This is a genomic window from Amycolatopsis sp. 195334CR (assembly GCF_017309385.1).
GTDB lineage: Bacteria > Actinomycetota > Actinomycetes > Mycobacteriales > Pseudonocardiaceae > Amycolatopsis.
Window position 1 is genome coordinate 1,054,398 of the sequence record NZ_JAFJMJ010000003.1, and the last position, 24,372, is coordinate 1,078,769.

The following is a 24,372-nucleotide window of genomic DNA, read 5'->3' on the forward strand; positions in this document are numbered from 1 at the left end:
ATCAGCCCTCAGCTCGGCGCTTGAGCTCCTTCAGCGCGGTATCCATGATCATTTTCTCCGCCTTGCGGCGCAGCAGCCCGATCATCGGCAGGGCCAGCTCCACCGACAGCGTGTAGGTGACCTTGGTCTTGCCCCCGGCCTGCGGTTCGAGCAGGTACCGGCCGTTCTGCGACTTCTGCATCTGGCCCTTGATCAGGTGCCAGCTGACCGAGAGCCCGTCGGGCGCCCAGTCGTACTCCAGGGTGTAGACGTCCTTGACCGGGCCCGCGTCGAGGGTCATCTTCACCTGCTTGGCCCGGCCGCCACCGGCCTCGGCCAGCACCTCGGTCTCGCGGACGGCCTTGGTCCACTCCGGGTAGGCCGGGAAGTCCGCGATCACCTCCATGATCCGCTCCGGCGACGCGTCGACCTCGATGGACTGCGTGGACTGCTCGGCCATGCGCCAAAGGCTACCGTCCCGTAAGGACTACCAGCGCAGCACGTACGGCTGGGCCGTCTCCTTGAAGTGACCGACGTTACGGCACTCGGTCCGGCCGAGGCGCGCACGCGCGGCCAGCGGCTGGTGCACATGGCCGAAAACGGACCAGCGCGGCTGCCCGGAACGGATGAGATCTAGCAGCGCGTCCGACCCCGGTTCGGCGCGCCGCGCCACCACGTCGTAGGTCAGCTGGGGCACCGCGGGCGGGATGTGGCTGCACAGCACGTCGATGTCCTTGAGCTTGGCCACCGCGGCGTCGAACTCCTCGCGCTGGCGCAGGTACGGCCGCCAGACCGGGTTCGCCCGCGGTTTGACCCCGTCCGGCAGCAGCGCGCCGCCGACGAACCCGAACCGCAGGCCGCCGATCTCGGCCACGTCACCGTCCAGGATCTGGGCGTCCGGCCCGGCGAACTCGGGCCACAGCGCGGGCGTGTCGACGTTGCCGGGGGTCAGGTAGACCGGGGCGGTCAACGCGGCGAACAGCGTCTCGTACTGGGCGCGGATCGCCTCGTCGACCGCGCCGCCGGGGTCGGCGAGGCTGCCCCAGAGCGAACGCGCGAAGGCGACCGTCTCGTCGCGGGTGCCCTCCCGGCGCAGCCGGGCGAACTCCCCCACCTTCTCCTCGCCGAACAACGTGCCGAGGATGCCGTTGCCGTGCCGCCGGTAGTCGACGAAGTCGAGCAGGTCGCCGAGCACGATCAGCGCGTCGGCCCCGTCACCGGCGCGTGCCAGCGCCTCGGCGTTGCCGTGCACGTCCGACACCACATGTACCCGCATCCGTGCCCCTGCCCCTACCCGGCCGGCGGCACACCCGGTGCCCGCCCGTCTTCCAAGATCTCCTTGAGCTCCAGCGCGATGGCCTTGGCCGCTCTGGCGCGCCGGTCGAACTCCCGCCGCAGCTCACGCTGGGTGACCTCGCGGGTGGGCGTGGCACGCAGGAAGTAGTGCAGCAGCGTGCCGTCGAGCACCGGCTCCAGCCACACCTCCATGGTGCCGACCAGCGCTCCGCGCACGGTCCAGCGCTGGCCGCGGTCGCCCCGGTCGGTGTAGACCTCGAGCACCAGATCCGGCCAGTACCTGGTCCAGGAGCGCGGATCGGCGAAGGCGGCGGCGACGGTCGACGGCGGCACCGCGAGAAAGGTCTCGTCGACGATGTCGAGCGCGGGCGGTGCCTGGTTCGAAGCGGACACGACGTGCAGAATGTCATGTCTCGCGTAACGGCCGTGCGCCCACCGTGGCCAATCCCGAGTACGCAAGCTAGGTTAACCCGCGAGTAACACCAAAGCCGGTGGTCGATTCGGAGGTCCCACGTGCGCGAATTCAGCGCCCCCGCTGCCCGGAAGGTGTCCGAAGAGGAGAGCCTCGCCGACGTCGTCTGGTCCAACGCCGAGCGCTTCGGCGAGGTGATCAGCTTCCGGCGCCTGGTCGACGGGTCGTGGCTCGACGTGACCGCGCGGGAGTTCGCCGCCGAGGTGCTCGCCGCGGCGAAGGGCATGGTCGCGGCGGGCATCCAGCCGGGGGACCGGGTCGGGCTGATGTCCAAGACCCGCTACGAGTGGACCCTGCTCGACTTCGCGATCTGGGCGGCGGGCGCGGTCACCGTGCCGATCTACGACACCTCCGCCGCCGAGCAGGTGCACTGGATCCTGTCCGACGCGCAGGCCAAGGCCGTGTTCGTGGAGACCGACGAGCACCGCGCCACCCTCGAGGAGGTGCGCTCGCGGCTCGGCGACCTGGCGCACACGTGGCAGATCGAGGGCGCCACCCCGGCGCTGGACGAGCTGGGCAAGCTGGGCGCCGAACTCAGCGACGACGAGCTGCACGAGCGCCGCCGGTCGGTCAGGTCCACCGACACCGCCACCATCGTGTACACCTCGGGCACCACCGGCAGGCCGAAGGGCGTCGAGCTGACGCACCACAACCTGCTCGCCGAGATCCAGGGCGCGATCCAGGCCTTCCCGCAGCTGATGGAGCAGGGCAACTCGCTGCTGGTGTTCCTGCCGCTGGCGCACGTGCTGGCCAGGGCGCTGGCGCTGACCGGGGTGACCGCGCGGGTGACGCTCGGGCACACCTCCGACGTGAAGAACCTGGTCGCCGACCTGGGCACCTTCCGGCCGACCTTCGTGGTCGCCGTGCCGCGGGTGTTCGAGAAGGTCTACAACGGTGCGAAGCAGAAGGCGCACGGCGACGGCAAGGGCAAGATCTTCGACGCCGCCGAGGCCACCGCGGTGGCCTACAGCCAGGCCAAGGACAGCGGCGGGCTCGGCCTCGGGCTGCGCGTCAAGCACGCGGTGTTCGACAAGCTGGTCTACTCGAAGCTGCGGGCGGCGCTGGGCAGCCGGTGCATCGCGGCGGTGTCCGGCGGGGCCCCGCTGGGCGCCCGGCTGGCGCACTTCTTCCGCGGCATCGGCGTGCCGGTGTTCGAGGGCTACGGGCTGACCGAGACGTCGGCGGCCTCCAACGTCAACACCGAGGCGGCCTTCCGCGTCGGCACCGTGGGCAGGCCGCTGGCCGGCACCTCGGTGCGCATCGCCGAGGACGGCGAGGTGCTGCTGTCCGGCGAGGTGGTCTTCGCCGGGTACTGGAACAACGCCGAGGCCACCGCCGAATCGCTCAAGGACGGCTGGTTCCACACCGGCGACCTCGGTGAGCTGGACGACGACGGCTTCCTCAAGATCACCGGTCGCAAGAAGGAGATCATCGTGACCGCGGGCGGCAAGAACGTCGCCCCGTCCGGGCTGGAGGACAGCCTCAAGGCGCACCCGGTGATCAGCCAAGCCATGGTGGTCGGCGACCAGCGGCCCTACATCAGCGCGCTGATCACCATCGACGAGGAGTACTTCCCGTCGTGGAAGTCCCAGCACGGCAAGGCCGAAGGCGCGACGGTGGCCGAACTCGCCGACGACGCCGACCTGCGCGCCGAAGTGCAGGCCGCGGTCGACGAGGCGAACCGGCTGGTCTCGCACGCGGAGGCGATCAAGAAGTTCGCCATCCTGCCGCAGGACTTCACCGAGGCCGGTGGTGAGGTCACGCCGAGCATGAAGCTCAAGCGCAACGTGGTGACCAAGAACTACGCCGGCGACATCGAAACGCTGTACACGAAGTAACTCGCGGCCATCGAAGCGCTGTAGCTCACTTCCCCGGCAGGTTCGCTTCGATTCCGTCCAGGATCAGTTTCAGGGCGGATTCGAAGCGTTCCTCCGGACTGCGGAACCGCGCCTCGCGCACCGTCCGCTCGAAGTACGGGTACGCCCCGCTGCCGACCACCTGTTCCACGTAGGGCGCGATCGCCGCGTGCGCGGCGTCGCGGTCCACCCCGGAGCGCCGTCGTGCCTCGCGCTCGGCCAGTTCGGCGTCGGTGGAACCGGAGACCCAGGCCGCCAGCACCAGGAAGGTCTCCAGCACCTGCCCGGTGTCCAACCCCAGTCCGTCCAAAATGGACATACCGAACTCCATGCGGCGCAACATGTTCGGCCCGGCGCTGGAGCGGCTGACGGTCATCCGGCTGAGCCACGGGTGGCGCAGCAGGGTGGCCCGGTGTCCGCGCAGCAGCTCGCTGATGTCGGCCCGCCAGCTGCCGGTGCGCGGCGGCAGCTCCGCCCCGGCGAAGCACTGGTCGATCATCAGCTCGAGCAGTTCCTCCTTGTTCGGCACGTAGCGGTAGAGGGTCATCGCGCCGGTGCCGAGTTCCGCGGCCACCTTGCGCATGGACAGCGCCTCGATGCCGTCGGCGTCGGCGAGCCGGATGGCGGTGTCCGCGATCTGGGCCCGGCTGTAGGACGGCTTCGGCCCGCGGCCGCTCCACTCGGGCCGCATCCAGATGTTCCACGGGGCACTGGGCTCGCTCATCAACCGCATCTTCCTCGGTAAAGACTGGGGGAATCATTGTTGCGTACGTCGTACCCAGTTGGCTAGCCTCTGCGTACGACGTACCCGGTCTGTTGTTGCGGAGGTCAGCGGGATGGGCGCACCAGGGCACGAGCCGATCGTGGTCGCCGAGGGGCTGCGGAAGCGGTACGGCGAAACTCAGGCGCTGGCCGGGCTGGACCTGCGTGTTCCGGCGGGCACCGTGTACGGCCTGCTCGGGCCGAACGGGGCGGGCAAGAGCACCACCATCCGCGTGCTCACGACGCTGACCAAACCGGACGCCGGGCGCGCCAGGATCGCCGGCTTCGACGTGGCTGCCCAGCCCGGCGAGGTCCGCCGCCGGATCGGGCTGGCCGGGCAGCACGCCGCGGTGGACCAGGAGCTGACCGGCCGCGAGAACCTGTGGATGTTCGGCAGGCTGTTCCACCTCACCGGCAAGCAGGCCGCGCGCCGGGCCGACGAGCTGCTGGAGCGGTTCGACCTGACCCACGCCGCCGACCGCCAGGTGCGGACCTACTCCGGCGGCATGCGGCGGCGGCTCGACGTGATCGCCAGCCTGATCATCCAGCCCGCCGTGCTGTTCCTCGACGAGCCGACCACCGGGCTCGATCCCCGCAGCCGCAACGAGATCTGGGACGCGGTGCGGCTGCTGGTGGCCGGCGGCACCACGGTGCTGCTGACCACCCAGTACCTGGACGAGGCCGACCAGCTGGCGCACAAGATCGCGGTGATCGACACCGGCCGGGTGATCGCCGAGGGCACGCCCGCGCAGCTGAAGTCGCGCATCGGCGGACGGCTCGACGTGGTGGTCGCGCCCACCGCCGACCTGATGCGCGCGGCCAGGGCGATGGCCGAGATCGCCCGCGCCGCGCCGGACGTCGACCCGGACGAGCGGCGGGTCAGCGTGGCCACCGGCTCGGCCGTGCTGAGCCTGCCGGACGTGTTGCGGTGGCTGAACATGGCCGGGATCGAGGTGGCCGACATCGGCCGCCGCACGCCCACCCTCGACGAGGTGTTCCTCGAACTCACCCAGCGCGTGGCGGAGGTACCGGCATGACCGCGTTGGCCCAGCCCCAGTGGTCGAAGCTGCGGTTCACCGTGCACGACGGCCTGACCGTGTTCTACCGGAACCTGCTCAAGCTCAAGCACAGCCCGGGGCAGGTGATCGCCGGACTGGCCTTCCCGCTGGTCGCGGTGGTGCTGTTCGGGTACGTGTTCGGCAGCGCGATCCCGATCGACAACGGCGCGAACTACCGCGAGTACCTGATGCCGGGGTTGTTCGTGATGAGCCTGACCATGTCGATCGCCGGCACGCTGACGGTGATCGCCAAGGACAACGGGCTCGGCGTGATGGACCGGTTCCGCTCGATGCCGATGTCGCGGGCGGCGGTGCCGTTCGGCCAGACCGCGGCGGACCTGCTGGTCGGGGCCACCGGCGTGGTGGTGATGTCGTTGTGCGGCCTGGCTTTCGGCTGGCGCGCGCACAACGGGTTCGGCATGACGCTGGCCGGGTTCGGCGTGTTGTTCCTGATGAACTTCGCGGTCTCGTGGGTCGGGGTGTTCCTCGGTTCGGTGATCAAGAAGGAGGAGACGGCTTCGCGGGTCGGTCCGCTGCTGATGCCGGTCACCATGATCTCGAACGTCTTCGTGCCCACCAGCGGGATGCCGGACTGGCTGGCGGTGATCGCCGAGTGGAACCCGGTGAGCGCCACGGTCGGCGCGCTGCGGGTGCTGTTCGGCAACCCCGGCATCCCGACCGGGCCGGACGTGGCTTGGCCACTGGCCAATCCGGTCCTGGCCTCGGTCGGGTGGTCGGTGCTGCTGCTGGTGGTCTTCGCGCCCCTGTCGGTCCGGAACTTCAACCGCGCGGGGTTGTAGTCCTCGACGGCCTCAGGCGGAGGCGACCCACGTCCGCACCACGTGTTCCAGCACCGGCAACGGAACGATGCCCGCGCCCAGCACCACGTCGTGGAAGGCGCGGATGTCGAACCGCTCCCCCAGTTCGCGTTCCGCGTCGGCGCGCAGGCGCTGGATCTCCAGGCGTCCCACCATGTACGCCAGCGCCTGGCCGGGGCAGCCCGCGTACCGGTCGATCTCCAGCTCGATCTCCAGCCGCGCCATCGGCGTGTGCTCCACCAGGAAGTCCACCGCCCGCTGACGGCTCCACCCCAGCGCGTGCATCCCGGTGTCCACCACCAGCCGCCCGGCGCGCATGGAGTCCTGCGTCAGCATGCCCAGCCGCGACACGTCGTCCGAGTACAGGCCCATCTCGTCGGCCAGCCGCTCGGTGTAGAGCCCCCAGCCCTCCAGGTACGAGTCCACCGACATGATCCGCCGCACCAGCGGCAGGTGGTCCAGCCCGAGCGCGGTGCACAACTGGAAGTGGTGCCCCGGCACGGCTTCGTGGAAGGCGATCGCCTCGCTGGTGTGCCGCGGCCGCTCCTCGGCGCGGTGGGTGTTCGCGTAGTAGACCCCCGGCCGCGAACCGTCCAGCGGCGGCTGGATGTAGTAGGCGATCGTGCCGCCCTCCGCCTCGGACTCCGGGATCGAGGTGACCTCGCACGCCTGCTCCGGGATGTGCCCGAACCACTGCGGTGCGACGGCTTCCGCCCGCCGGATGGCCGCGCGCGCGGCGTCCAGCAGTTCCTCGCCGTCGCGCCAGCGCAGCTTCGGGTCCTCGCGCAGGCGCCGGAAGATCTCCGGCAGGTCCTCGGTGCCGAGCACACGCATGCCCAGTTCGCGGTACTCCTCGGCGAGCTTCTCGATCATCTCCAGCCCGGTGGCGTGCAACTCCTCCGGCGTCCGGTCGGTGGTGGTGTACACCCGCGCCAGCGAGGCGTAGCGCTCCTTGCCGTCCGGTTGCCAGCAGACGCCCGGCTGGTCTTCCCCGCGCGCACCCGGCTTCAGCTCGGCCACCAGGAAGTCGCGGTACCCGGCCAGCGCCGGGCGCACCACCTCGGCGAGCAACCGGTCCTGCTCCTCGGCGTACCCGGGCAGGTCGACGCCGGGGGTCAGGCGGAGCGGGTCGTTCTCGGGCGCGTTCAGGTACCGCTCCACCCCGGCGATCCCGGCGTCGACCAGGAACCCCGGCGCGCGCAGCCCGTCGGCCAGGCCGGCCCGGTGCCGGGTGATCGCCGCGTCCAGGTAGGCGGGCACCTCCCGCAGCCGGTCCAGGTGGGCGCGGGCACCCGCCTCGTCGGCCACCGACGGCACCGGCAGTACCAGCAGCAGGTGCTGCGCCGGCCCGACCTGCATGTCGCTGACCGAGAAGTCGGTCACCCGCGCGTCGATCTTGGCCACTTCGGACCGCGCGAAGTCGATCAGCGCGAGGCGGGTGACCTCCTCCTCGGCGGATCCGGCCTCCGCCGCCTCGGCCCGGTCCCCGAGTTCGACGTACCTGGCCCGGTAGCCGGGCTCGGCGCCGAAGTCCGGCAGCTGCTTGTCCGGAACGCCGAGGCCGAGCAGCAGCGGCGTCATCGGCTGGTGCTCGAAGTGCAGGTCGAGGAACTCCTGGGCCAGCTCGTTCACGGCGCTCATTTCGCCGCCCACTCGGTCACCACGGCGTCCAGCACGGACAGCGGCAGCGCACCGCCGCCGAGCACCAGGTCGTGGAAGGCGCGGATGTCGAACCGCTCCCCCAGTGCCGCTTCGGCCGCAGCCCGGATGCGCTGGATCTCCAGCCGTCCCACCATGTACGACAGTGCCTGCCCGGGGAAGGCGATGTACCGGTCCACTTCGGACTCGATCTCCACGGCGGGCATCGGGGTGTGCTCGGTCAGGTAGTCCACCGCCTGCTGGCGGCTCCAGCCCAGCGCGTGCAGCCCGGTGTCCACCACCAGCCGCCCGGCCCGCATCGAGTCGCAGCTCAGCATGCCGAGCCTGGCCACGTCGTCGGAGTACAGGCCCATCTCGTCGGCGAGCCGCTCGGTGTAGAGGCCCCAGCCCTCGGCGTAGGCGTTGAAGTCGCCGATCCGCCGCAGCAGCGGCAGGTGGTCGAGGCCGAGCGCGGTGCTGAGCTGGAAGTGGTGCCCGGGAATGGCTTCGTGGAAGGCGACCGCCTCGGACATGTGCCGGAACCGCTCGGTCGCCTCGTGCGTGTTGGCGAAGTAGGTGCCGGGGCGCGAGCCGTCGGCGGCGGGCCACAGGTAGTAGGCCGCCGGGGCGCCCGGTGCCTCCGCCTCGGGCACCGGCTCGACCACGCACGGCTGCGGCGGGATGCGGCCGAACCACTTCGGCGCCTCCGCTTCGGCCCTGGTGATCGCGGCGCGGGCCGAGTCCAGCAGTTCGTCGGCGCTGTTCCAGCGCAGCGCGGGATCGGTGCGCAGCCGCTGGAAGATCTCCGCCAGGTCCTTGGTGCCGAACACCCGGCCGCCGAGGTCCCGGTACTCCTCGGCCAGTTCGCCGATCAGGCGCAGGCCGGTGGCGTGCAGGTCCTCCGGGGTGCGGTCGGTGGTGGTGTGCTTGCGGGCGAGCGCGGTGTAGATCTCGTCACCGCCGGGGAGCCACTTGAGCCCGACCTGGTCCAGCGGACGGCCGTGCGGGGCGATCTCCTCGGCGAGGACCTTCCGGTAGGCGGCGAACGCGGGCCGCACCGACGACTCCAGCAGTTCGGCGCGGCGCCGCTCGAACTCCTCGTCGGGCGCGGACTGGCGGAGCAGCGGGTCCTGCGACGGCTCGCCCAGGTAGCGATCCAGGTGCTGGATCGCCGACTCGACCAGGTGCGCGACCGGGGTGAGCCCGGCCGCGACCCCGGCGCGATGGCGGTCGGCCACCCGCTGGAGGTACTCCGGGATGGCGGCGATCCGGCCGAGGTGCGCCTCGGCGCTCGCGCCCTCGGTCACGGTGATCATCGGCAGCGTGGTCAGCAGGCTCACCGCGGGAGAGATGAACATGTCGGTGATGGTGAACTCGGTCAGGCGGGCGTCGATGCCGTCGATGTGCGCCTTCGCCAGGGTGATCAGCACGTCGACGGTGACCCGGTCGGTCTCGCCGAGTGCCGACCGGTCCAGCGCGGCCGCGCGGTCCGCGATGGCCACCAGCCGGGCGCGCTGCGCCTGCTCGGCCTCGGCACTCGGGTCGCCGAGGCCGGGGCGGGTCTGGTCCAGCCCGAGCAGCACCGGCGTCAGCGGATCGGCTTCGAAGAGCAGGTCGGTGAACTCGTCGGCGAGTGCGACGGCCTCGGTCATCAGGCGTCCCCCAGGGTCGGATCGGCGTAGGTCACCCGAGCCTAGTCCGAACTCGAGTGAGGGAGGCGGTAGCGTGACGGGCTGTGGCCGTGACCGATCCCGTGGATGCCCGCCTGCTCGCCGCACTGGCCGAGGTGGGCAAGACGGCCGTACACGAACTCGCCGCCAAGGTCGGCATGGATCCGCGCGAGGTGGCCTACCGGCTGGTGGCGCTCTCGGGCAGCGGCCTGCCGCTGCTGGTCGGCGTGGAGAGCGACCCGAACGGCCTGCGCGCCGCGCTGGTCGGCGGAGCCGGCCCGCGCCCGCCAGCCCAGCCGCAACAGCAGCAGCCACCGCCCCCGCCGCAGAACGTGGCTGGCACGCCGTCCGGCCGGTACAACGTGCACGGCCAGCCGCCGCGACCGGGCGTCCAGGGCGTGCCGAGCGGCGCGTACGGCGTGCCGAGCGGGGCGTACGCCGTGCAGGGCACACCGTCCGGCCGCTACCAGCCGCCGCCCGCCCGGCCGCCGCAGCAACCGCCGCCACCGCCCCAGCAGCAGGTCCACCGCCCGCCGATGCCGCCCCCGCCCGCCGACCCGGTGATGAGCACCTGGGGACCACCGCAGAGCGCTTCCTGGGCGCGCGGCGACCAGCCGCCGTCGGGCAACGGCGCGCCCGCGGGCAAGCGCACCGGGAAACCGGGTGAGGTGCTGGAAACCCAGGGCCTGGAAGGCGAACGCCTCGCCCTGCAACTGCTCGAGGTGCAGGACCCGGCGGACTTCCTGTTCAGCGCGGCCGGGTACAGCCTGGAGCCGGGCGAGCGCGCGGTGGTGGTGCACACCGAGATCACCAACCGCGGCCAGATCCCGTTCGTCTCGCTCCCGGACAACTACCTGGAGCTGATCACCGCCGAGGGCAAGGCCGTCGGCAAGGCACCGGTCTCGCTGTCGTCGCGGCCACCGCACCGGATCGGCGTGCAGCCGGGCGAGACCGCGGGCGGGCACACCGTCTACGTGCTGCCGGAGGCCACGCGCGTGGTGTCGGTGCGCTGGAACGCCCGTCCCGAGGTGGACGAGCGCTCCCTCACCTGGTCCATCGAGGACTGACGCCGGCTAGGACTCGGCGCGCAACTTCTCCAGCGCGTCAGCCAGATCGTCGGGGTACTCCGCCTCGAACTCGACCCAGCGGCCGTCCGCCGGGTGCGCGAAGCCGAGCGTCCTGGCGTGCAGCCACTGCCGCGACAACCCCAGCCGCCGGGCCAGCACCGGGTCGGCGCCGTAGGTCAGGTCCCCGACGCACGGGTGGCGCAGCGCCGCGAAGTGCACGCGGATCTGGTGCGTGCGCCCGGTTTCCAGCTTGATGTGGGCGAACGACGCGGCACGGAACGCCTCGACCACCTCGTAGTGCGTCACGCTCGGCCGGCCACCGGCGACCACGGCGAACTTGTAGTCGTGCCGGGGGTGCCGGTCGATCGGCGCGTCGATGGTGCCCTTGGTCGGATCGGGATGCCCTTGGACCAGCGCGTGGTAGCCCTTGTCCACGGTCCGTTCCTTGAACGCCCGCTTCAGCGCGGTGTACGCGTGCTCGCTCTTGGCCACCACCATCACGCCGGTGGTGCCCGCGTCGAGCCGGTGCACCACGCCCTGGCGCTCGGCCGCGCCCGAGGTGGAGATGCGCAGCCCGGCGGCGGCGAGCCCGCCGACCACGGTCGGCCCGGTCCAGCCGGGGCTCGGGTGCACCGCCACGCCGACCGGCTTCGACACCACCACGATGTCGTCGTCCTCGTGCACGATCCGCATGCCCTCGACCGGCTCGGCGACCACCTCGACGGTGCGCGGCTCGGGCAGGGTGACCTCCAGCAGGCCCCCCGCGGTGAGCCGGTCGGACTTGCCCGCCGGCCTGCCGTCGAGCAGCACCTCCCCGGCCTCGGCCAGTTCGGCGACCGCGGTCCTGGACAGTCCGAGCAGCTTGGCCAGCCCGGCGTCGACCCGCATCCCGTCCAGGCCGTCCGGGACCGGCAGCATCCGCCCGCTCACGACTTCCTGACCTTCTTCTTCTCGATCGTCTTGCCGTCGTAGTCCTTGCCCAGCAGCGAGAGCAGGATGATCAGGCCGCAGCCGACGAACAGCGACGAGTCGGCCACGTTGAACACCGGCCACACGTCACCGTTGGGCGCGAACACCGAGACGAAGTCGACCACGTGGCCCTGCAGCACGCCGGGGGCGCGGAAGAACCGGTCGGTCAGGTTGCCCAGCGCACCGGCCAGGATCAGCCCGAGGCCGACCGCCCAGCCCGGCGAGCGCAGCCGCTTGGCGAACCAGATCAGCGCGATCACCACCGCGCACGCGATCAGCGCGAGCACCCAGGTCATCCCGGCGGCCATGCCGAAGGCGGCGCCGGAGTTGCGGATCAGCTGCAGGTAGACCGCGCCGCCGAGGATGCGGACCGGCTCGGCGAACTCCAGTTCGGCCACCGCGATCGCCTTGGTCACCTGGTCGACGGCGAGCACCAGCACCGCGATCACCGCGAGCAGCACCACCCGGCGCTTCGGCTGAGGCGGCTCAGGCGTCTCAGGCGCGTCGGGTACGGCGCCGCCCTCGCTCGGTTCGGCTTCAGGCGGTATCGGCTGGTCGCTCACCACGCCATTGTCCACGGCGCGTGACCAGCGCGGCGATCGCCCCGGTGAGCAGCACCAGCCCCGGCACCAGGCCCGGCGGCGCCGGGATCATCTCCAGCGAGCCCACCACGACCAGCAGCGCCACCACCGCGAGCAGCAGGCTGCGCTCCAGCACGGCGAGCACCAGCAGGCCGACCACGTAGACGAGCAGGTCGCCCAGGTCCGGCAGGGCCATCGCCAGCAGCATGCTCGCCACCAGCCCGGTCAGCACGGCACCGGTCCAGCCCGCCACCTTCCGCCCCCGGCCGGTGCCGAAGTACGCCCAAGCCAGGCCGCAGAGGCCGAGCCCGCCCAGCGGCAGCACGAAGGTGGTCAGGAAGCCGGACTCGTCGATCGAGGTCCAGCTCGCCCCGCCGAAGGCCGACAGCACCAGGATCGCGGCCGCACCGCCGGCCACCAGCAGGGCGACCCGCCACGCCGACGGCCGCGACTTGGCCTGGAAGACGTACCAGGCCACGGTCACCGCGAAGACCAGGAGCGCGGCGACCGGCCACCGGCCGAACGCCGAGAACGGCTGCGGGCTCTGCAACGCGACCAGGGCACCCGAATCGGCATAGGCGTACAGGCTCTGGACCATCAGGGGCTCGCCCTGCGGGGCGTAGGCGAACCAGCCGAAGTCCGTTCTCGGCACGAACACCACCGCGGCGAGCAGGGCCACCGCCGCGAGCAGCAGCGGGACCCAGTAGTCCCGCCGGTTCGCCGAAATCGGTTCGCGCACGTACTTACCCCCTGGCCAGCCTGGCCCCGATCTCCCGCACCACCGAGACGAGCAGGGCGATGTCCGCCGCGCCGGTCCGCCAGTTGACGATCGCCGGCCGCAGCGCGACCCGCCCCCGGTACACGGTCGTGCCAGCGTAGACCCGGCCGTCCGCCAGCAACTCGGCCCCCAGCCGCCGGTTCAGCTCGTCCATCCGTTCGTCGTCGAATCCCTCGTGGTGGTACCGGAAACACACCACGTTCAGGCCCGGCGGCGCGAGCGGTTCCAGGTCCGGCGCCTCGTCGACCAGCTTGCCGAGCAGCCGCGCGAGTTCGTGGTGGCGCTCGATCATCGCGCGGTGGCCGTCGCGGCCGTAGGCACGCAGCGTCGCCCAGATCGGCAGGGCGCGGGCGCGGCGGGAGGATTCCGGGCCGAGCGAGTTGTAGTTGATCCTGGCCTCGTCACCGACCGGCAGGTACGCCGCGTCGGGCATGCCGAACGACTGCACCAGGCGCCGGGGTTCGCGCAGGAAGGCGAACCCGCTCTCGTACGGCACGTTGAGCCACTTGTGCCCGTCGGCGGCCACGGAATCGGCGCGCTCGACGCCCTTCACCAGGTGCGCCGTCTTCGGGGAGACCGCGGCGAAGAGGCCGAACGCACCGTCGATGTGCAACCACGCGCCGTACTTCTCGGCCAGGTCGGCCAAATCGGCGATGGGATCGAAGTCGCCCGCGTTGACCTCACCGGCGTTCCCGATGATCACCGCCGGGCCGTCGACCGCGGCGAGTTCCGCTTCCATCGCGGCGAGATCCACCCGGCCGGCGTCGTCGCGGGCGAACACGCGCACGGTGTCGCGGCCGCAGCCGAGGATCTGCAACGCCTTGCGGCTGCTGGGATGCACGTAACCGCTGGAGAGCACCGGCAGGCGCGGCAACCCGAGCAGGCCGTCGGCGCTGACGTCCACCCCGTGCTGTTCGGCCCACCAGTGCCGGGCGGCGGCCAGCCCGGTCAGGTTCGCCAGCGTCGCGCTCGGGGTCAGCACACCGCCGTAGGACGCGGGCAGGCCGAACAGGTCCTTCAACCAGCCCAGTACGACGGTCTCCACCCGGGCCGCGAAGGGCGAGGTCGGCCAGAGCCCGGCGACCTGGTCGAGCAGCGACGTCACCCAGTCCGCGGCCTGCGCCGCCGGGGTCGAACCGCCGACGACGTAGTGGAAGAACCGCGGACCGGACGAATGCGTGGCCGCCTCGGTGCCGATCCGCACCAGCTCGCGGAGGCTGGGCAGGGTGCCGTCACCGCCTTCCGGCAGTGGCCCGTCGAGCTCGTCCAGCAGCGGTGCGGTGGCCGGGTCGTGGACCAGCCGGTCCCCCAGCGAAGCCAGGTACGGCCCGGCGGCGTCGGCCACCAGTCGCAGTGCTTCGGCCGTCGCGTCGCGTTCCTCCAGCGGATCTCCCATACCCGCAGAAGATCACGCGCACGGGCGCGCGTCTAGGCCAGGAAATCCGGCAGGGGCCGGGGATCCGGGGTCGGCGCCCAGCGGCCGTCGACCTTGCCGTACTCCCAGCGGGCTCCCCTGGCGACGATCTGCCGCAGGGCGAGCAGCAGCCGGTCGACGTGCTCCTCGGTGCTGCCGAGGCCGAGGCTGACACGCACCGCCTGCTGCCCCTCGCCGCCCGCGTGCCGGATCAGGCGCCGCGTCGCGATGTGCGCGCAGAACGCGCCGTCCCGCACGCCGATGCCGTATTCCGCGGAGAGCACCGCGGCCAGCCAGCCGGGCTCGAAGCCGTCGATGACGAAGCTGAGCGTGCCGACGCGGTCGACGTCGGCGTCGAACAGGCGCAGTTCCGCGAAGCCGGGAACGGAGGACAGCCCGCGGTGCAACCGCCGCAGCAATGCGTCCTCGTGCTCGCGGATGGCATCCCAGTTCTCCGAAAGCGCTTCGCACGCCACACCCAGCGCGTACACCCCGACCGTGTTGGGCGAACCGGCTTCGTGACGCTCCGGCCCGGAGTTCCACACCACGCCGATCTCGGCGCTTCCGTTGCGCTGCACCGCTTTGGTCGCCCCGCCACCGGCGAGGTACGGCTGCCCGGCCCGCAGCCAGTCGGCCCGGCCGACCAGCGCACCGGCCCCGAACGGCGCGTACAGCTTGTGCCCCGACAGCGCCACGTAGTCCACGTCCAGCTCGCGCAGCGAGAACGGCCGGTGCGGCGCCAGCTGGGCCGCGTCCAGCGCGATCCGCGCGCCGTGCTTCCTCGCCACCGCGGCGATTTCGGCCACCGGCAGCAGTTCGCCGGTCACGTTGGACGCGCCGGTGAGCACCACCAGGCGCGGACCCGGCGCGCACTCCGCCAGCGCACTGTCCACAGCGGACACCGCGGCGAGCCTGGTGCGCGGCGGTTCCACGCGGTGCACGCGCGGGCCGCGCCACGGCAGCAGCGCCGCGTGGTGCTCGGTGTCGAACAGCACCACGGAGGTCTCGCGCGGCAGGCACTTCGCCAGCAGGTTGAACGAGTCGGTGGTGTTGCGGGTGAAGATCACCGCGTCCGAGGAGCGGGCGCCGGTGAAGCGCCGCAACACTTCCCGGGTGCGCTCGTAGACCTTTGTGGACACCTGGGAGGCGAAGCCCGCGCCGCGGTGCACGCTGGCGTACCAGGGCAGGAACTCGTCGACGGCGGTGCGGACCCGCTGCAGGCAGGGCGCGCTCGCGGCGTGGTCGAGGTTCGCGTAGCCGATCTCACCGCCGTTGACCAGCGGCACGGACAGCGCGGCACCGGCGACTTCCGGGACGGTGCAGGTGCGTTCGAGTGCGAGCGTCATGGGGGGCCTCCTCGATGTCGGGACCCCCGACCGAGAGGATCCGCGCTTGCCCGCCACACCTCGTGACGAGCCAGGTCCTCACCCGGGGCACCCCACCGCGGTTGGAGGGTTGCCGGCCAGCTAGCCGGGGCTTGACGCTGGCACTCATGACCTAGCCGAAAAGGTAACCCACTGGGCGGCGCCCGCGCCAGGGCCGCCCAGTGGGTGAGATGGCGATCACTCCGCTTCGTACCGGAACCGGCCGGGGAGCTGGACCGCCTCGCCATCGGCGACACGCGTCGCGACGCCGCTGTACTGCGTGGTGCCCTCGGTGAACCGCCAGCCGCCGAATTCCTTGCCGTCAACGGGTTCCCCGTGCGATTCGGCAATGCGGGAGTGGACCTGGCCGTAGCTGAGGCCGTCCCAGTTCCCGGCGTCCAGCGCGTCCGCCGACCGCGCGGTCCCGTCCGGCAGTGTCCACAGGGTGAAATGCACGTGGGCGCCGGAACTGCTGCCACCGCAGGGCAGCGCGTTGCCGGTTTCGCCGAGCAGCGCGCCCGGTTCGACGGCCTGCCCGTCGGTGACCGCGATGCGCTCCAGGTGGTAGTAGCCGGTGCGCCAGCCACCCGCGTGGTCGATGGTCACCCAGTCGCCGCCGTCGCAGTGCTGCAGCCGGACCGTGCCGGCCAGCGGCGCGCGCACCAGGCCGTCGCGGGGGCTCAGGTCGAGCGCGTTCTTGACCCCGCTGGTGCCGTTGTCCGAATGGATGCCCGCCGAACTGACCTGCTGCCCAGCCTCGAACGGCAGGGCGAAGACGGGGAACGCCTCGGCAGCCGAAGCAGACGGCGCCAGCAGCACCCCACCGGCGAGCACGGCGACCGCCGCCAGCCCACGAAGGTTCGACGAGTCAGCCACGCTTCGTGCTCCCCACACTCGCTACCCACCATTCGGGTTAGTCAATGCGAGCGAAACGTAAGCCATTCGGCGGAAGTTAGGAATACACGAGGTGAGACAAAACCGCGTTAAGTGACCCAAGTCACACTGAATCATCGCTGCTCAGACGGGTTCACACGCCTACTCGAGCCGGGCCGCGGCCACTCCAGCCGGACCACGGCTACTCGAGCCGGACCACGGCCACTCAAGCCGGGCACGGCTACTCAGGCCAGGTCACGGCGACTTGAGCCGGGCCATGGCCGCGAAGGCCAAGTCACGGCTACTCGGCCGGGCCACGGCTCTCGAGCCGGGTCACAGCTGCTCAGGCCGCATCAGCTACCGGATTCGCCTCGCCAGCGAGCCAGTCTGCCCGCCCTGTCGATGGCCCGCAGCCGCCGCTCGGCGGCCGACCGGGCCGCCTCGGTGGTGACCACCAGCAGCTGGTCCAGCTCCTGGAGACGGCTGGTGCTCTGCGGCGTGAACGACTTGCCGCCGCGGACCACCAGGCTCACCGAAGCCCCCACCGGCAGGCGCAGCTCGGACAGGTACACGCCGTGCATCCGCGACCCCCGCTGGATGCGCACCTGGAGCAGTTCGGCCCCCAGCTCGTCCAGCGGCGCGGCGTCGACCTGGATCTCCCTGGCCTCGGTCGAATCGGACAGCCCGAGCCACCGGCCGAGCGGGGTCAGCGTCGCGCCCTGCAGCAGGGTCAGCACGATGACCAGGACAAACACCGCGTCGACCAGCTCCTGCGCCCCCGGCACGCCCTCGGCGAGCGGGATCATCGCGAGCACGATCGGCACCGCCCCGCGCAGCCCCGCCCACGACAGGAACACCTGCTCGCGCCACGGCAGCTTGAACGGCAGCGCGGAGATCAGCACCGAGGCGGGCCGCGCCAGCAGCAGCACCACCGCCCCGGCCACCAGGCCCTGGACCAGGCTCTCCAACAACCTGCCCGGCGAGGCGAACAGGCCGAGCAGCACGAACAACCCGATCTGTGCCAGCCACCCGAGCCCCTCGGCGAACGACAGCGTGTCGGACCGGTGCGGCAGCCGGGAGTTGCCCAGCACCACCCCGGCGACGTAGGTGGCCAGCAGCCCGGACGCGTGCGCGAGCTGACCGCCGGAGTAGGCGACCACGCACACCGCGACCGTGGCCACCGGGTAGAGACCGGTGGCGGGCAGCGCCGCCTTGCGCAGCGCCGCCGCGCCCACCCAGCCGAGCACCAGCCCGATCAGCAGTCCCGCGCCCAGCTCGTAGACCACCAGCAACGGCAGCGTCCAGTCCACTGTGGTCCCGGTGGCCAGCACGACGACGGCGATGTAGGCGGGCGCGTCGTTGATGCCGGACTCGATCTCCAGCGTGCCGACCAGCCGCTTCCCGATGCCCGCCGAGCGGAGCACGGAGAACACCGCGGCGGCGTCGGTCGAGGCGAGCACCGCGCCCCACAGCAGCGCCATCCGCCAGTCCAGCCCGAGCAGCAGGTGCAACGCCCCGCCGGTGATCGCGATGCTCACCCCCACGCCCACAGTGGACAGTGCGATTCCCGGCCACAGCGCCGGTTTGACGGTCTGCCAACGAGTGGTCAGGCCGCCCTCGGTGAGGATCATCACCAGCGCGGCCAGGCCGAGCGACTGGGTCAGCGTGGCGTTCTCGAACTCCAGGCCCAGCCCGGCTTCGCCGATCAGCACGCCGATGCCGAGGTAGAGCAGCAGCGAGGGCAGCCCGAGCCGGATCGAAACCCGCACCGCCAGCACGGAAACGAGCAGCACGGCCGCGCCGGCCCCGAGAATCACCGGGAGCTGGTCCATCCGCCGCCTCCCCTCGCCACCTGATCGCTCACTCAGAATAGTGAACGCGCGTTCGCGTGGTGACATCGGTGCGGCGCAACGGAAAATGGCTGTCCCCCGATTCGGCCGAATGGTTGACTTCCGACATGCCCCTGGTGCACTCGGTGAATATCGGCTCCGCGCAACCGAATCCGTGGAAATCCGTGCCCACCACGGGATTCCACAAGCGACCGGTCCCCGGCCCGGTGCTCGTCCGGGTGCCGGGACCGGCGGGCAGCGGGCTCGACGATGATCACGTGGGTGACCACCGCAACCACGGCGGCGAGGAGCAGGCGGTGCTCGCGCACGCGGTCGAGGACCTGGCGCGCTGGTCGCGGCTGCTCGGCCGCGAACTGCCGCCCGGCTCGTTCGGCGAGAACCTGACCACCAGCGGCCTCGACCTCACCGGCGCCCCGATCGGGCAGCGCTGGCTCGTCGGCGAGGAACTGGTGCTGGAGGTCAGCTGCCCGCGCGTGCCGTGCGCGACCTTCGCCGGGAAGATCGCCGAACCGCGGTGGATCAAGCGCTTCGTCGAGCACGCCCGGCCCGGCGCCTACCTGCGGGTGATCACCCCGGGCCCGGTCCGCGCCGGTGACCCCGTGCGGATCATCGCCCAGCCGGATGGCGCCCCCACCATCGTCGACGAGTTCCGCGACTTCTTCAGGTCGCGCTGAGGAACCGGGCGCTCACCTTCAGCGCGGGCCCGGACGAGCCGGCGTCCTCCACCAGCACCGCGAACGCCAGCTCACCGCGGTAGCCGGTGAACCAGCCGTGCGCGCCACGGCCGTCGCCGAACTGCGCCGTCCCGGTCTTTCCGCGCACCTCGCCGTACTCGGCCAGTTCTCGCGCGGTACCGCCGGTGACGACCTCCCGCATCATGGTGCGCAACGGGCCGAGCACTTCGGCCTCCGGGGCCTCGTACCCGGTGGTCACCACGGACGCGTCGTCGCGCCAGAGCGACGGCGTGATCGGCTGCCCGCTCGCGACCGTCGCCGTCATCAGCGCCACGCCGAACGGGCTGGCCACCACGTCGCCCTGGCCGATGCCCGCCTCGACCCGCTTCGCCTCGTCCTCGTACGCCTCCACCTTGCCCGCCTCGGTGGCCAGGCCGGGGATGTCGAAGTCCGCGTTCAGGCCGAGCCGGGTCGCCGCGTCGGCGAGCGCGCCGGCCGGCAGTTCCCCGGCGAGCCGCGCGAAGGTCGTGTTGCACGACCGCGCGAAGGTGGTGTGCAGCGGCGAGGGCGGAATGGTGAAACGGTCGTCGTTCGGAATGGTGCGCGTGCCGATCCGCGCTTCCCCGGGGCAGTCCAGCACGGTGTCCGGCCCGGTGCCCGCCCGCATGGCCGCGGTGGCGGTGGCGATCTTGAACGTGGACCCCGGCGGGTACAGCCCGGACACCGCCTTCGGCTCGGCACCGCCGGCGGCGTTCTGCGCCAGCGCCAGGATCCGGCCGGTCGACGACTGGATCGCCACCAGCATCGCGGGGCCACCGACCGAGTCCACCGCCTGCTGCGCCGCCTGCTGCGTTCCGGTGACGAGGGTGGACACGAACGGCTCGGCGACCAGGCCGGGCGCGCCGCCGAGATCTTCCAGCACGGTGCCCGCGGCGTCGCGCAGTTCGACGGACCAGGCGATCGGGGCGTGCTCGGCGGCGTATCCGGCGACGCGCGCGATGAGCGGGTCGACCCGCAGCCCCTCCACCGGTTTGGTGCCGTTGCCCTCGCGGACGAACATGGTCTTGCCGTCGCGATCGAGGAGCACCGGGCTGCCCTCGGCGCTCTTGACGGCCAGCCGCTTGTCCGCGGTGAGCTTGGGATGGATTTGCGCAGGGGTCCAGTGAACGAGCCACCGGCCGTCGCGTTGCGCGAATTCGATCGTGCTGTCGTACCGCCAGTCGCTGACCCCGAGCTTCCAGTCGAAGCCGACCTTCGCCGTGGTCTCCGTCAGTTCAACCAGCTTCGCGGTCAGCTTCTCGGCCTTCAGCCCGGTGCGCACGGCGTCGAGCACCGGCAGCGCGGCGGCCGGGTCATCGGTCAGGTCCGCGGCGGCGCGATGGTCCCCGCTGCCGAGCGCGGCGAGGTACCGGGTGACCGTTTCCCGAGGTCCAGGCGCCGGTGCCGCGGCAACCGGCGCGGGCTCGCCGTCGCGGGACAGGAACACCACCGCCGCCGCGACGATGCCCACCACGGCCACCGCCGCGACCGCCAGGACCCAGCGCTTCACCGACCGCGTCACGGCTCAACCCCCCAGTTGTCCGCCCCAGCTTAAGTCCCGGGCACGACCGTTCGGCTCGTTAGCCCGAATGGCCGCTTGTCCAGACCACTGGGAAAGAGGTGTCATGGTTCCAGCACGATTTGTTGTGATCAACAACATACGAGCTGTCACGCTCGGCCCGTGAGTGGCGGTGGTCCCCGGTCCCCGCCAATCCCCCGCCGCCACTCACGGGCCCCCTTGGCTCAGTTCTTGCGCACCGCCACGGTGACCTTGACGCCGTCGCCGACCGCGCCGGTGGACCCGTCGGCCACCTCTTCGTAGGCCACCGAGGTCGCCAGCGTCTCCCCGGCGATGAACTCCTCGTGCGCCTTCGCCGCCTCGGCCACCTCGGCCGGCGCGTCCACCACCAGCGAGATCCGGTCGGCCACCTCGAGCCCGGCGTCACGCCGCGCCTGCTGCACCACGCGCACCAGGTCGCGGGCCACGCCCTCGGCGGCCAGTTCGGCGGTCACCTCGGTGTCCAGCAGCACCAGCCCGGACCCGCCCGGCAGTTCGACCGCCGCGCCCTCGTCCTTGGCCACCAGCTTGCGGTCGTACTCGGTCTCCAGCAGCTCGATCCCGGCCGCCACCAGCGCGCCACTGTCCGATGTGGACCACTCGCCCGCCTTGACCGCCTTGATCACCCGCTGCACGTCCTTGCCCAGCCGCGGCCCGGCGGCCCGCGCGTTCACCGCCACCTCGAACCCGCCGTGCGCGGCCACGTCGGCGGTCAGCTCGACCGACTTGACGTTCACCTCGTCGCGGATGATGTCGGTGAACGGGCGCAGCGCGTCCACGTCCTCGGCGGCCACCAGCAGCTTCGCCAGCGGCAACCGCACGCGCAGCTTGTTGGCCTTGCGCAGCGACAGCGCCGACGAGCACACCTGGCGCACCCGGTCCATCGCGGTGACCAGCGCCGCGTCCGCGGGCAGTTCGGTGGTGCCCGGCCAGTCGGTCAGGTGCACCGAGCGACCGCCGGTCAGCCCGCGCCACACCGACTCGGTGGTCAGCGGCAGCAGCGGCGCCAGCACCCGGCAGGTCACCTCCAGCACGGTGTGCAGGGTGTCCACCGCGTCCTGCTCCCCGGCCCAGAACCGGTCGCGCGAGCGGCGCACATACCAGTTCGTCAGCACCTCGAGGAACTCGCGGGCGGTGGCGCAGGCACCGGCGATGTCGCTGACCGCCAGCGCCGCCTCGACGTCGGTGACCAGCTCGTGCGTCTTGGCCAGCGCGTACCGGTCGAGCACGTGCTTCGAGTCGGTGCGCCACCGGCCCTCGGTGCCCTCGGCGTTGGCGTACAGCGCCAGGAAGTAGTACGAGTTCCACAGCGGGAGCACCGCCTGGCGCACCGCGTCGCGGATGCCCTTGTCGGTCACCACGAGGTTGCCGCCGCGCAGGATCGGGCTGGCCATCAGGTACCAGCGCATCGCGTCGGAGCCGTCCCGGTCGAACACCTCGTTGACGTCCGGGTAGTTCCGCAGCGACTTCGACATCTTCTGCCCGTCCGAGCCCAGCACGATGCCGTGCGAGACGCAGGTGCGGAAGGCGGGCCGGTCGAACAACGCGGTGGCCAGCACGTGCAGCAGGTAGAACCAGCCGCGCGTCTGCCCCATGTACTCGACGATGAAGTCGGCCGGGTAGTGGTGCTCGAACCACTCGGCGTTCTCGAACGGGTAGTGCACCTGGGCGTACGGCATCGAGCCCGAGTCGAACCACACGTCGAGCACGTCCGGCACCCGGCGCATGGTGGACTTCCCGGTCGGGTCGTCCGGGTTGGGCCGGGTCAGCTCGTCGATGAACGGCCGGTGCAGGTTGTCCAGCCGCACGCCGAAGTCGCGCTCCAGCTCGTCGAGCGAGCCGTAGACGTCGGTGCGCGGGTAGCTCGGGTCGTCCGAGGTCCACACCGGGATCGGCGTGCCCCAGTACCGGTTGCGCGAGATCGACCAGTCGCGCGCGTTCTCCAGCCACTTGCCGAACTGGCCGTCCTTGACGTGCTCCGGGTACCAGGTGATCTGCTGGTTCAGCTCGACCATCCGGTCCTTGAACTCGGTCACCGCGACGAACCACGAGGACACCGCGCGGTAGATCAGCGGGTTCCGGCAGCGCCAGCAGTGCGGGTACGGGTGCTCGTAGGTCTCGTGGCGGAGCAGCACCGCGCCCTGGCGCCCGGCCGAGCCGGTGCCGTTCTTCAGGTCCTTGATGATGTTCGGGTTGGCGTCGAACACCTGCTGGCCGGCGTAGTCGGTCACCTCGGCGGTGAACCGGCCCTTCGAGTCCACCGGCGTCACCGGGGTGATCCCGGCCGCGTCGGTGACCACCTTGTCCTCTTCACCGTAGGCGGGCGCGATGTGCACCACGCCGGTGCCGTCCTCGGTGGTCACGTAGTCGGCGGACAGCACGCGGTGCGCGTTCTCCTGGCCGACGAAGTACGGGAACGGCGGCACGTAGCGGGTGCCGAGCAGCTCGGCGCCGGTGTAGCGCGCGAGCACCTCGGGCTCCTCGCCCAGTTCCTTGGCGTACGCGCCGACGCGCGCCTCGGCCAGCACGAAGCGCTGGTCGCCGGACGCGACGAGCGCGTAGGTGACCTCGGGGTGCACCGCGGTGGCCAGGTTCGACGGCAGCGTCCAGGGGGTGGTGGTCCAGATCAGCAGGTGCGCGCCGTCGAGGTCGTTGCCGTTGCCCTCGAGCCGGAAGCCGACGGTGACCGCCGGGTCCTGGCGGCTGGCGTAGACGTCGTCGTCCATCCGCAGCTCGTGGTTGGACAGCGGGGTCTCGTCGCGCCAGCAGTAGGGCAGCACGCGGTAGCCCTCGTAGACCAGGCCCTTGTCCCACAGCTGCTTGAACGCCCAGATGACCGACTCCATGTAGGAGACGTCGAGCGTCTTGTAGTCGTGGTCGAAGTCCACCCAGCGCGCCTGCCGGGTGACGTACTCGCGCCACTCGTTCGTGTAGCGCAGCACCGATTCGCGGCACGCGTCGTTGAACGCGGCGATGCCCATCTCGTCGATCTGCGACTTGTCGGTGATGCCGAGCTGCCGTTCGGCTTCCAGCTCGGCCGGGAGCCCGTGGGTGTCCCACCCGAAGCGGCGCTCCACGTGCTTGCCGCGCATGGTCTCGAACCGCGGCACGATGTCCTTGACGTAGCCGGTGAGCAGGTGCCCGTAGTGCGGCAGGCCGTTGGCGAACGGGGGGCCGTCGTAGAAGACGTACTCGTTGGTGCCGTTCACGCCGGGGTCGCGGGCGTCCACGGTGGCCTGGAAGGTCCGGTCGGCCTCCCAGTAGGCCAGCACGTCCTTCTCCAGCGCCGGGAACGACGGCTGGGAGGGCACCTGGCCGGTCGCTTGCCCGGCCTCGGCCTTGGGGTACATCGAGCGCTCCTCGCGGTGTCCAGTGGTCCCGTTACGGGGACGAAGCCCGGCCGGTCACGACCGAGTTCCGCGGTACCACCCCGCTTGCCCGCACGCGGGCCGCTCGTTGGGCGGCTGTCACGGGCCGCACCCGTCCGGTTCTACTGGGGCTCGCGCCCGTTCTTCCGGAGGCTCCCCGGTGATGGCCGGATCAGCGCCTGTTGTTCCACCAGGTTAACCCGCCGGGGCAACCGGATTCCGAGGAGGTCACCTTTGCCGGGCCGGACGCGCGGTTCGGTGGCTCGGCCACGCGACAGGCTGGAACTC

General features: G+C 71.5%; 20 protein-coding genes and 1 riboswitch. Of the genes, 5 read left to right on the forward strand and 15 right to left on the reverse strand.

The window, feature by feature from the left end; all coding sequences use genetic code 11:
* Position 1: 1 nt before the first annotated feature.
* The 3 genes from JYK18_RS42125 to JYK18_RS42135 are packed head-to-tail and all read right to left on the reverse strand — an operon-like array spanning position 2 to position 1,668.
* Positions 2 to 439, reverse strand: a complete 438-nt coding sequence (locus JYK18_RS42125) for an SRPBCC family protein (protein ID WP_206809570.1) — start codon at positions 437 to 439, stop codon at positions 2 to 4.
* Between the two features lie 27 nt (positions 440 to 466).
* Complete coding sequence (locus JYK18_RS42130) at positions 467 to 1,255, reverse strand: metallophosphoesterase (protein ID WP_206809571.1); 789 nt, start codon at positions 1,253 to 1,255, stop codon at positions 467 to 469.
* Positions 1,256 to 1,269: 14 nt separating this feature from the next.
* Positions 1,270 to 1,668 (reverse strand): polyketide cyclase / dehydrase and lipid transport, encoded by a 399-nt coding sequence (locus JYK18_RS42135; RefSeq protein WP_206809572.1) that lies wholly within the window; start codon positions 1,666 to 1,668, stop codon positions 1,270 to 1,272.
* Between the two features lie 120 nt (positions 1,669 to 1,788).
* Here JYK18_RS42135 and JYK18_RS42140 point away from each other — a divergent pair, with 120 nt between their 5' ends.
* Complete coding sequence (locus JYK18_RS42140; protein ID WP_206809573.1) at positions 1,789 to 3,585, forward strand: long-chain fatty acid--CoA ligase; 1,797 nt, start codon at positions 1,789 to 1,791, stop codon at positions 3,583 to 3,585.
* Positions 3,586 to 3,610: 25 nt separating this feature from the next.
* Here JYK18_RS42140 and JYK18_RS42145 read toward each other — a convergent pair whose 3' ends face one another.
* Positions 3,611 to 4,327, reverse strand: a complete 717-nt coding sequence (locus tag JYK18_RS42145) for a TetR/AcrR family transcriptional regulator (RefSeq protein ID WP_206809575.1) — start codon at positions 4,325 to 4,327, stop codon at positions 3,611 to 3,613.
* 112 nt (positions 4,328 to 4,439) lie between these two features.
* Between JYK18_RS42145 and JYK18_RS42150 the strand changes: the two genes are divergently transcribed.
* On the forward strand, positions 4,440 to 5,402 hold the full coding sequence (locus JYK18_RS42150) for an ATP-binding cassette domain-containing protein (RefSeq protein ID WP_206809576.1): 963 nt from the start codon (positions 4,440 to 4,442) through the stop codon (positions 5,400 to 5,402).
* The gene (locus JYK18_RS42155; protein ID WP_206809577.1) at positions 5,399 to 6,223 is read left to right on the forward strand and encodes an ABC transporter permease; all 825 of its coding nucleotides are present in this window, start codon (positions 5,399 to 5,401) and stop codon (positions 6,221 to 6,223) included. Before JYK18_RS42150 ends, JYK18_RS42155 begins: the two co-directional genes overlap by 4 nt.
* A 12-nt stretch (positions 6,224 to 6,235) precedes the next feature.
* On the opposite strand, the gene JYK18_RS48200 is transcribed toward JYK18_RS42155, so the two are convergent.
* Together JYK18_RS48200 and JYK18_RS48205 are read right to left on the reverse strand one after the other, a co-directional pair.
* The gene (locus JYK18_RS48200; protein WP_307796306.1) at positions 6,236 to 7,882 is read right to left on the reverse strand and encodes a DUF885 domain-containing protein; all 1,647 of its coding nucleotides are present in this window, start codon (positions 7,880 to 7,882) and stop codon (positions 6,236 to 6,238) included.
* Positions 7,879 to 9,531, reverse strand: a complete 1,653-nt coding sequence (locus tag JYK18_RS48205) for a DUF885 domain-containing protein (protein ID WP_307796307.1) — start codon at positions 9,529 to 9,531, stop codon at positions 7,879 to 7,881. Before JYK18_RS48205 ends, JYK18_RS48200 begins: the two co-directional genes overlap by 4 nt.
* Before the next feature lie 83 nt (positions 9,532 to 9,614).
* Here JYK18_RS48205 and JYK18_RS42165 point away from each other — a divergent pair, with 83 nt between their 5' ends.
* The gene (locus JYK18_RS42165; RefSeq protein ID WP_206809578.1) at positions 9,615 to 10,616 is read left to right on the forward strand and encodes an AsnC family protein; all 1,002 of its coding nucleotides are present in this window, start codon (positions 9,615 to 9,617) and stop codon (positions 10,614 to 10,616) included.
* Between the two features lie 6 nt (positions 10,617 to 10,622).
* Here JYK18_RS42165 and JYK18_RS42170 read toward each other — a convergent pair whose 3' ends face one another.
* The 7 genes from JYK18_RS42170 to JYK18_RS42200 all read right to left on the reverse strand — a co-directional run bounded on the left by JYK18_RS42170 (position 10,623) and on the right by JYK18_RS42200 (position 18,427).
* On the reverse strand, positions 10,623 to 11,546 hold the full coding sequence (locus JYK18_RS42170; protein ID WP_206809579.1) for an RluA family pseudouridine synthase: 924 nt from the start codon (positions 11,544 to 11,546) through the stop codon (positions 10,623 to 10,625).
* Positions 11,543 to 12,133, reverse strand: a complete 591-nt coding sequence (lspA, locus tag JYK18_RS42175; RefSeq protein ID WP_206810025.1) for a signal peptidase II — start codon at positions 12,131 to 12,133, stop codon at positions 11,543 to 11,545. The genes JYK18_RS42170 and lspA overlap by 4 nt, the downstream gene beginning before the upstream one ends.
* Positions 12,123 to 12,905, reverse strand: coding sequence for a hypothetical protein (locus JYK18_RS42180; protein ID WP_206809580.1), 783 nt, complete (start codon positions 12,903 to 12,905; stop codon positions 12,123 to 12,125). The genes lspA and JYK18_RS42180 overlap by 11 nt, the downstream gene beginning before the upstream one ends.
* A gap of 4 nt (positions 12,906 to 12,909) precedes the next feature.
* Entirely contained in the window at positions 12,910 to 14,340 is a 1,431-nt protein-coding gene (locus JYK18_RS42185; protein ID WP_206809582.1) for a pyridoxal-dependent decarboxylase, read from the reverse strand.
* A 32-nt stretch (positions 14,341 to 14,372) separates the two neighbouring features.
* Entirely contained in the window at positions 14,373 to 15,704 is a 1,332-nt protein-coding gene (locus JYK18_RS42190) for an aminotransferase class V-fold PLP-dependent enzyme (RefSeq protein WP_206809583.1), read from the reverse strand.
* Between the two features lie 37 nt (positions 15,705 to 15,741).
* Positions 15,742 to 15,856: riboswitch (SAM riboswitch) on the reverse strand.
* A 64-nt stretch (positions 15,857 to 15,920) separates the two neighbouring features.
* Positions 15,921 to 16,598, reverse strand: a complete 678-nt coding sequence (locus JYK18_RS42195; protein ID WP_206809584.1) for a M23 family metallopeptidase — start codon at positions 16,596 to 16,598, stop codon at positions 15,921 to 15,923.
* Between the two features lie 350 nt (positions 16,599 to 16,948).
* Positions 16,949 to 18,427 (reverse strand): potassium/proton antiporter, encoded by a 1,479-nt coding sequence (locus JYK18_RS42200; RefSeq protein WP_206809585.1) that lies wholly within the window; start codon positions 18,425 to 18,427, stop codon positions 16,949 to 16,951.
* Between the two features lie 182 nt (positions 18,428 to 18,609).
* Between JYK18_RS42200 and JYK18_RS42205 the strand changes: the two genes are divergently transcribed.
* Positions 18,610 to 19,119, forward strand: coding sequence for an MOSC domain-containing protein (locus JYK18_RS42205; RefSeq protein ID WP_307796309.1), 510 nt, complete (start codon positions 18,610 to 18,612; stop codon positions 19,117 to 19,119).
* Here the strand turns inward: JYK18_RS42205 and JYK18_RS42210 are convergent.
* A complete protein-coding gene (locus tag JYK18_RS42210; RefSeq protein ID WP_307796310.1) occupies positions 19,106 to 20,680 on the reverse strand; it encodes a penicillin-binding transpeptidase domain-containing protein in 1,575 nt (524 codons plus the stop codon). The genes JYK18_RS42205 and JYK18_RS42210 overlap by 14 nt on opposite strands.
* 221 nt (positions 20,681 to 20,901) lie before the next feature.
* The gene (ileS, locus tag JYK18_RS42215; RefSeq protein WP_206809587.1) at positions 20,902 to 24,066 is read right to left on the reverse strand and encodes an isoleucine--tRNA ligase; all 3,165 of its coding nucleotides are present in this window, start codon (positions 24,064 to 24,066) and stop codon (positions 20,902 to 20,904) included.
* Between the last annotated feature and the right edge of the window lie 306 nt (positions 24,067 to 24,372).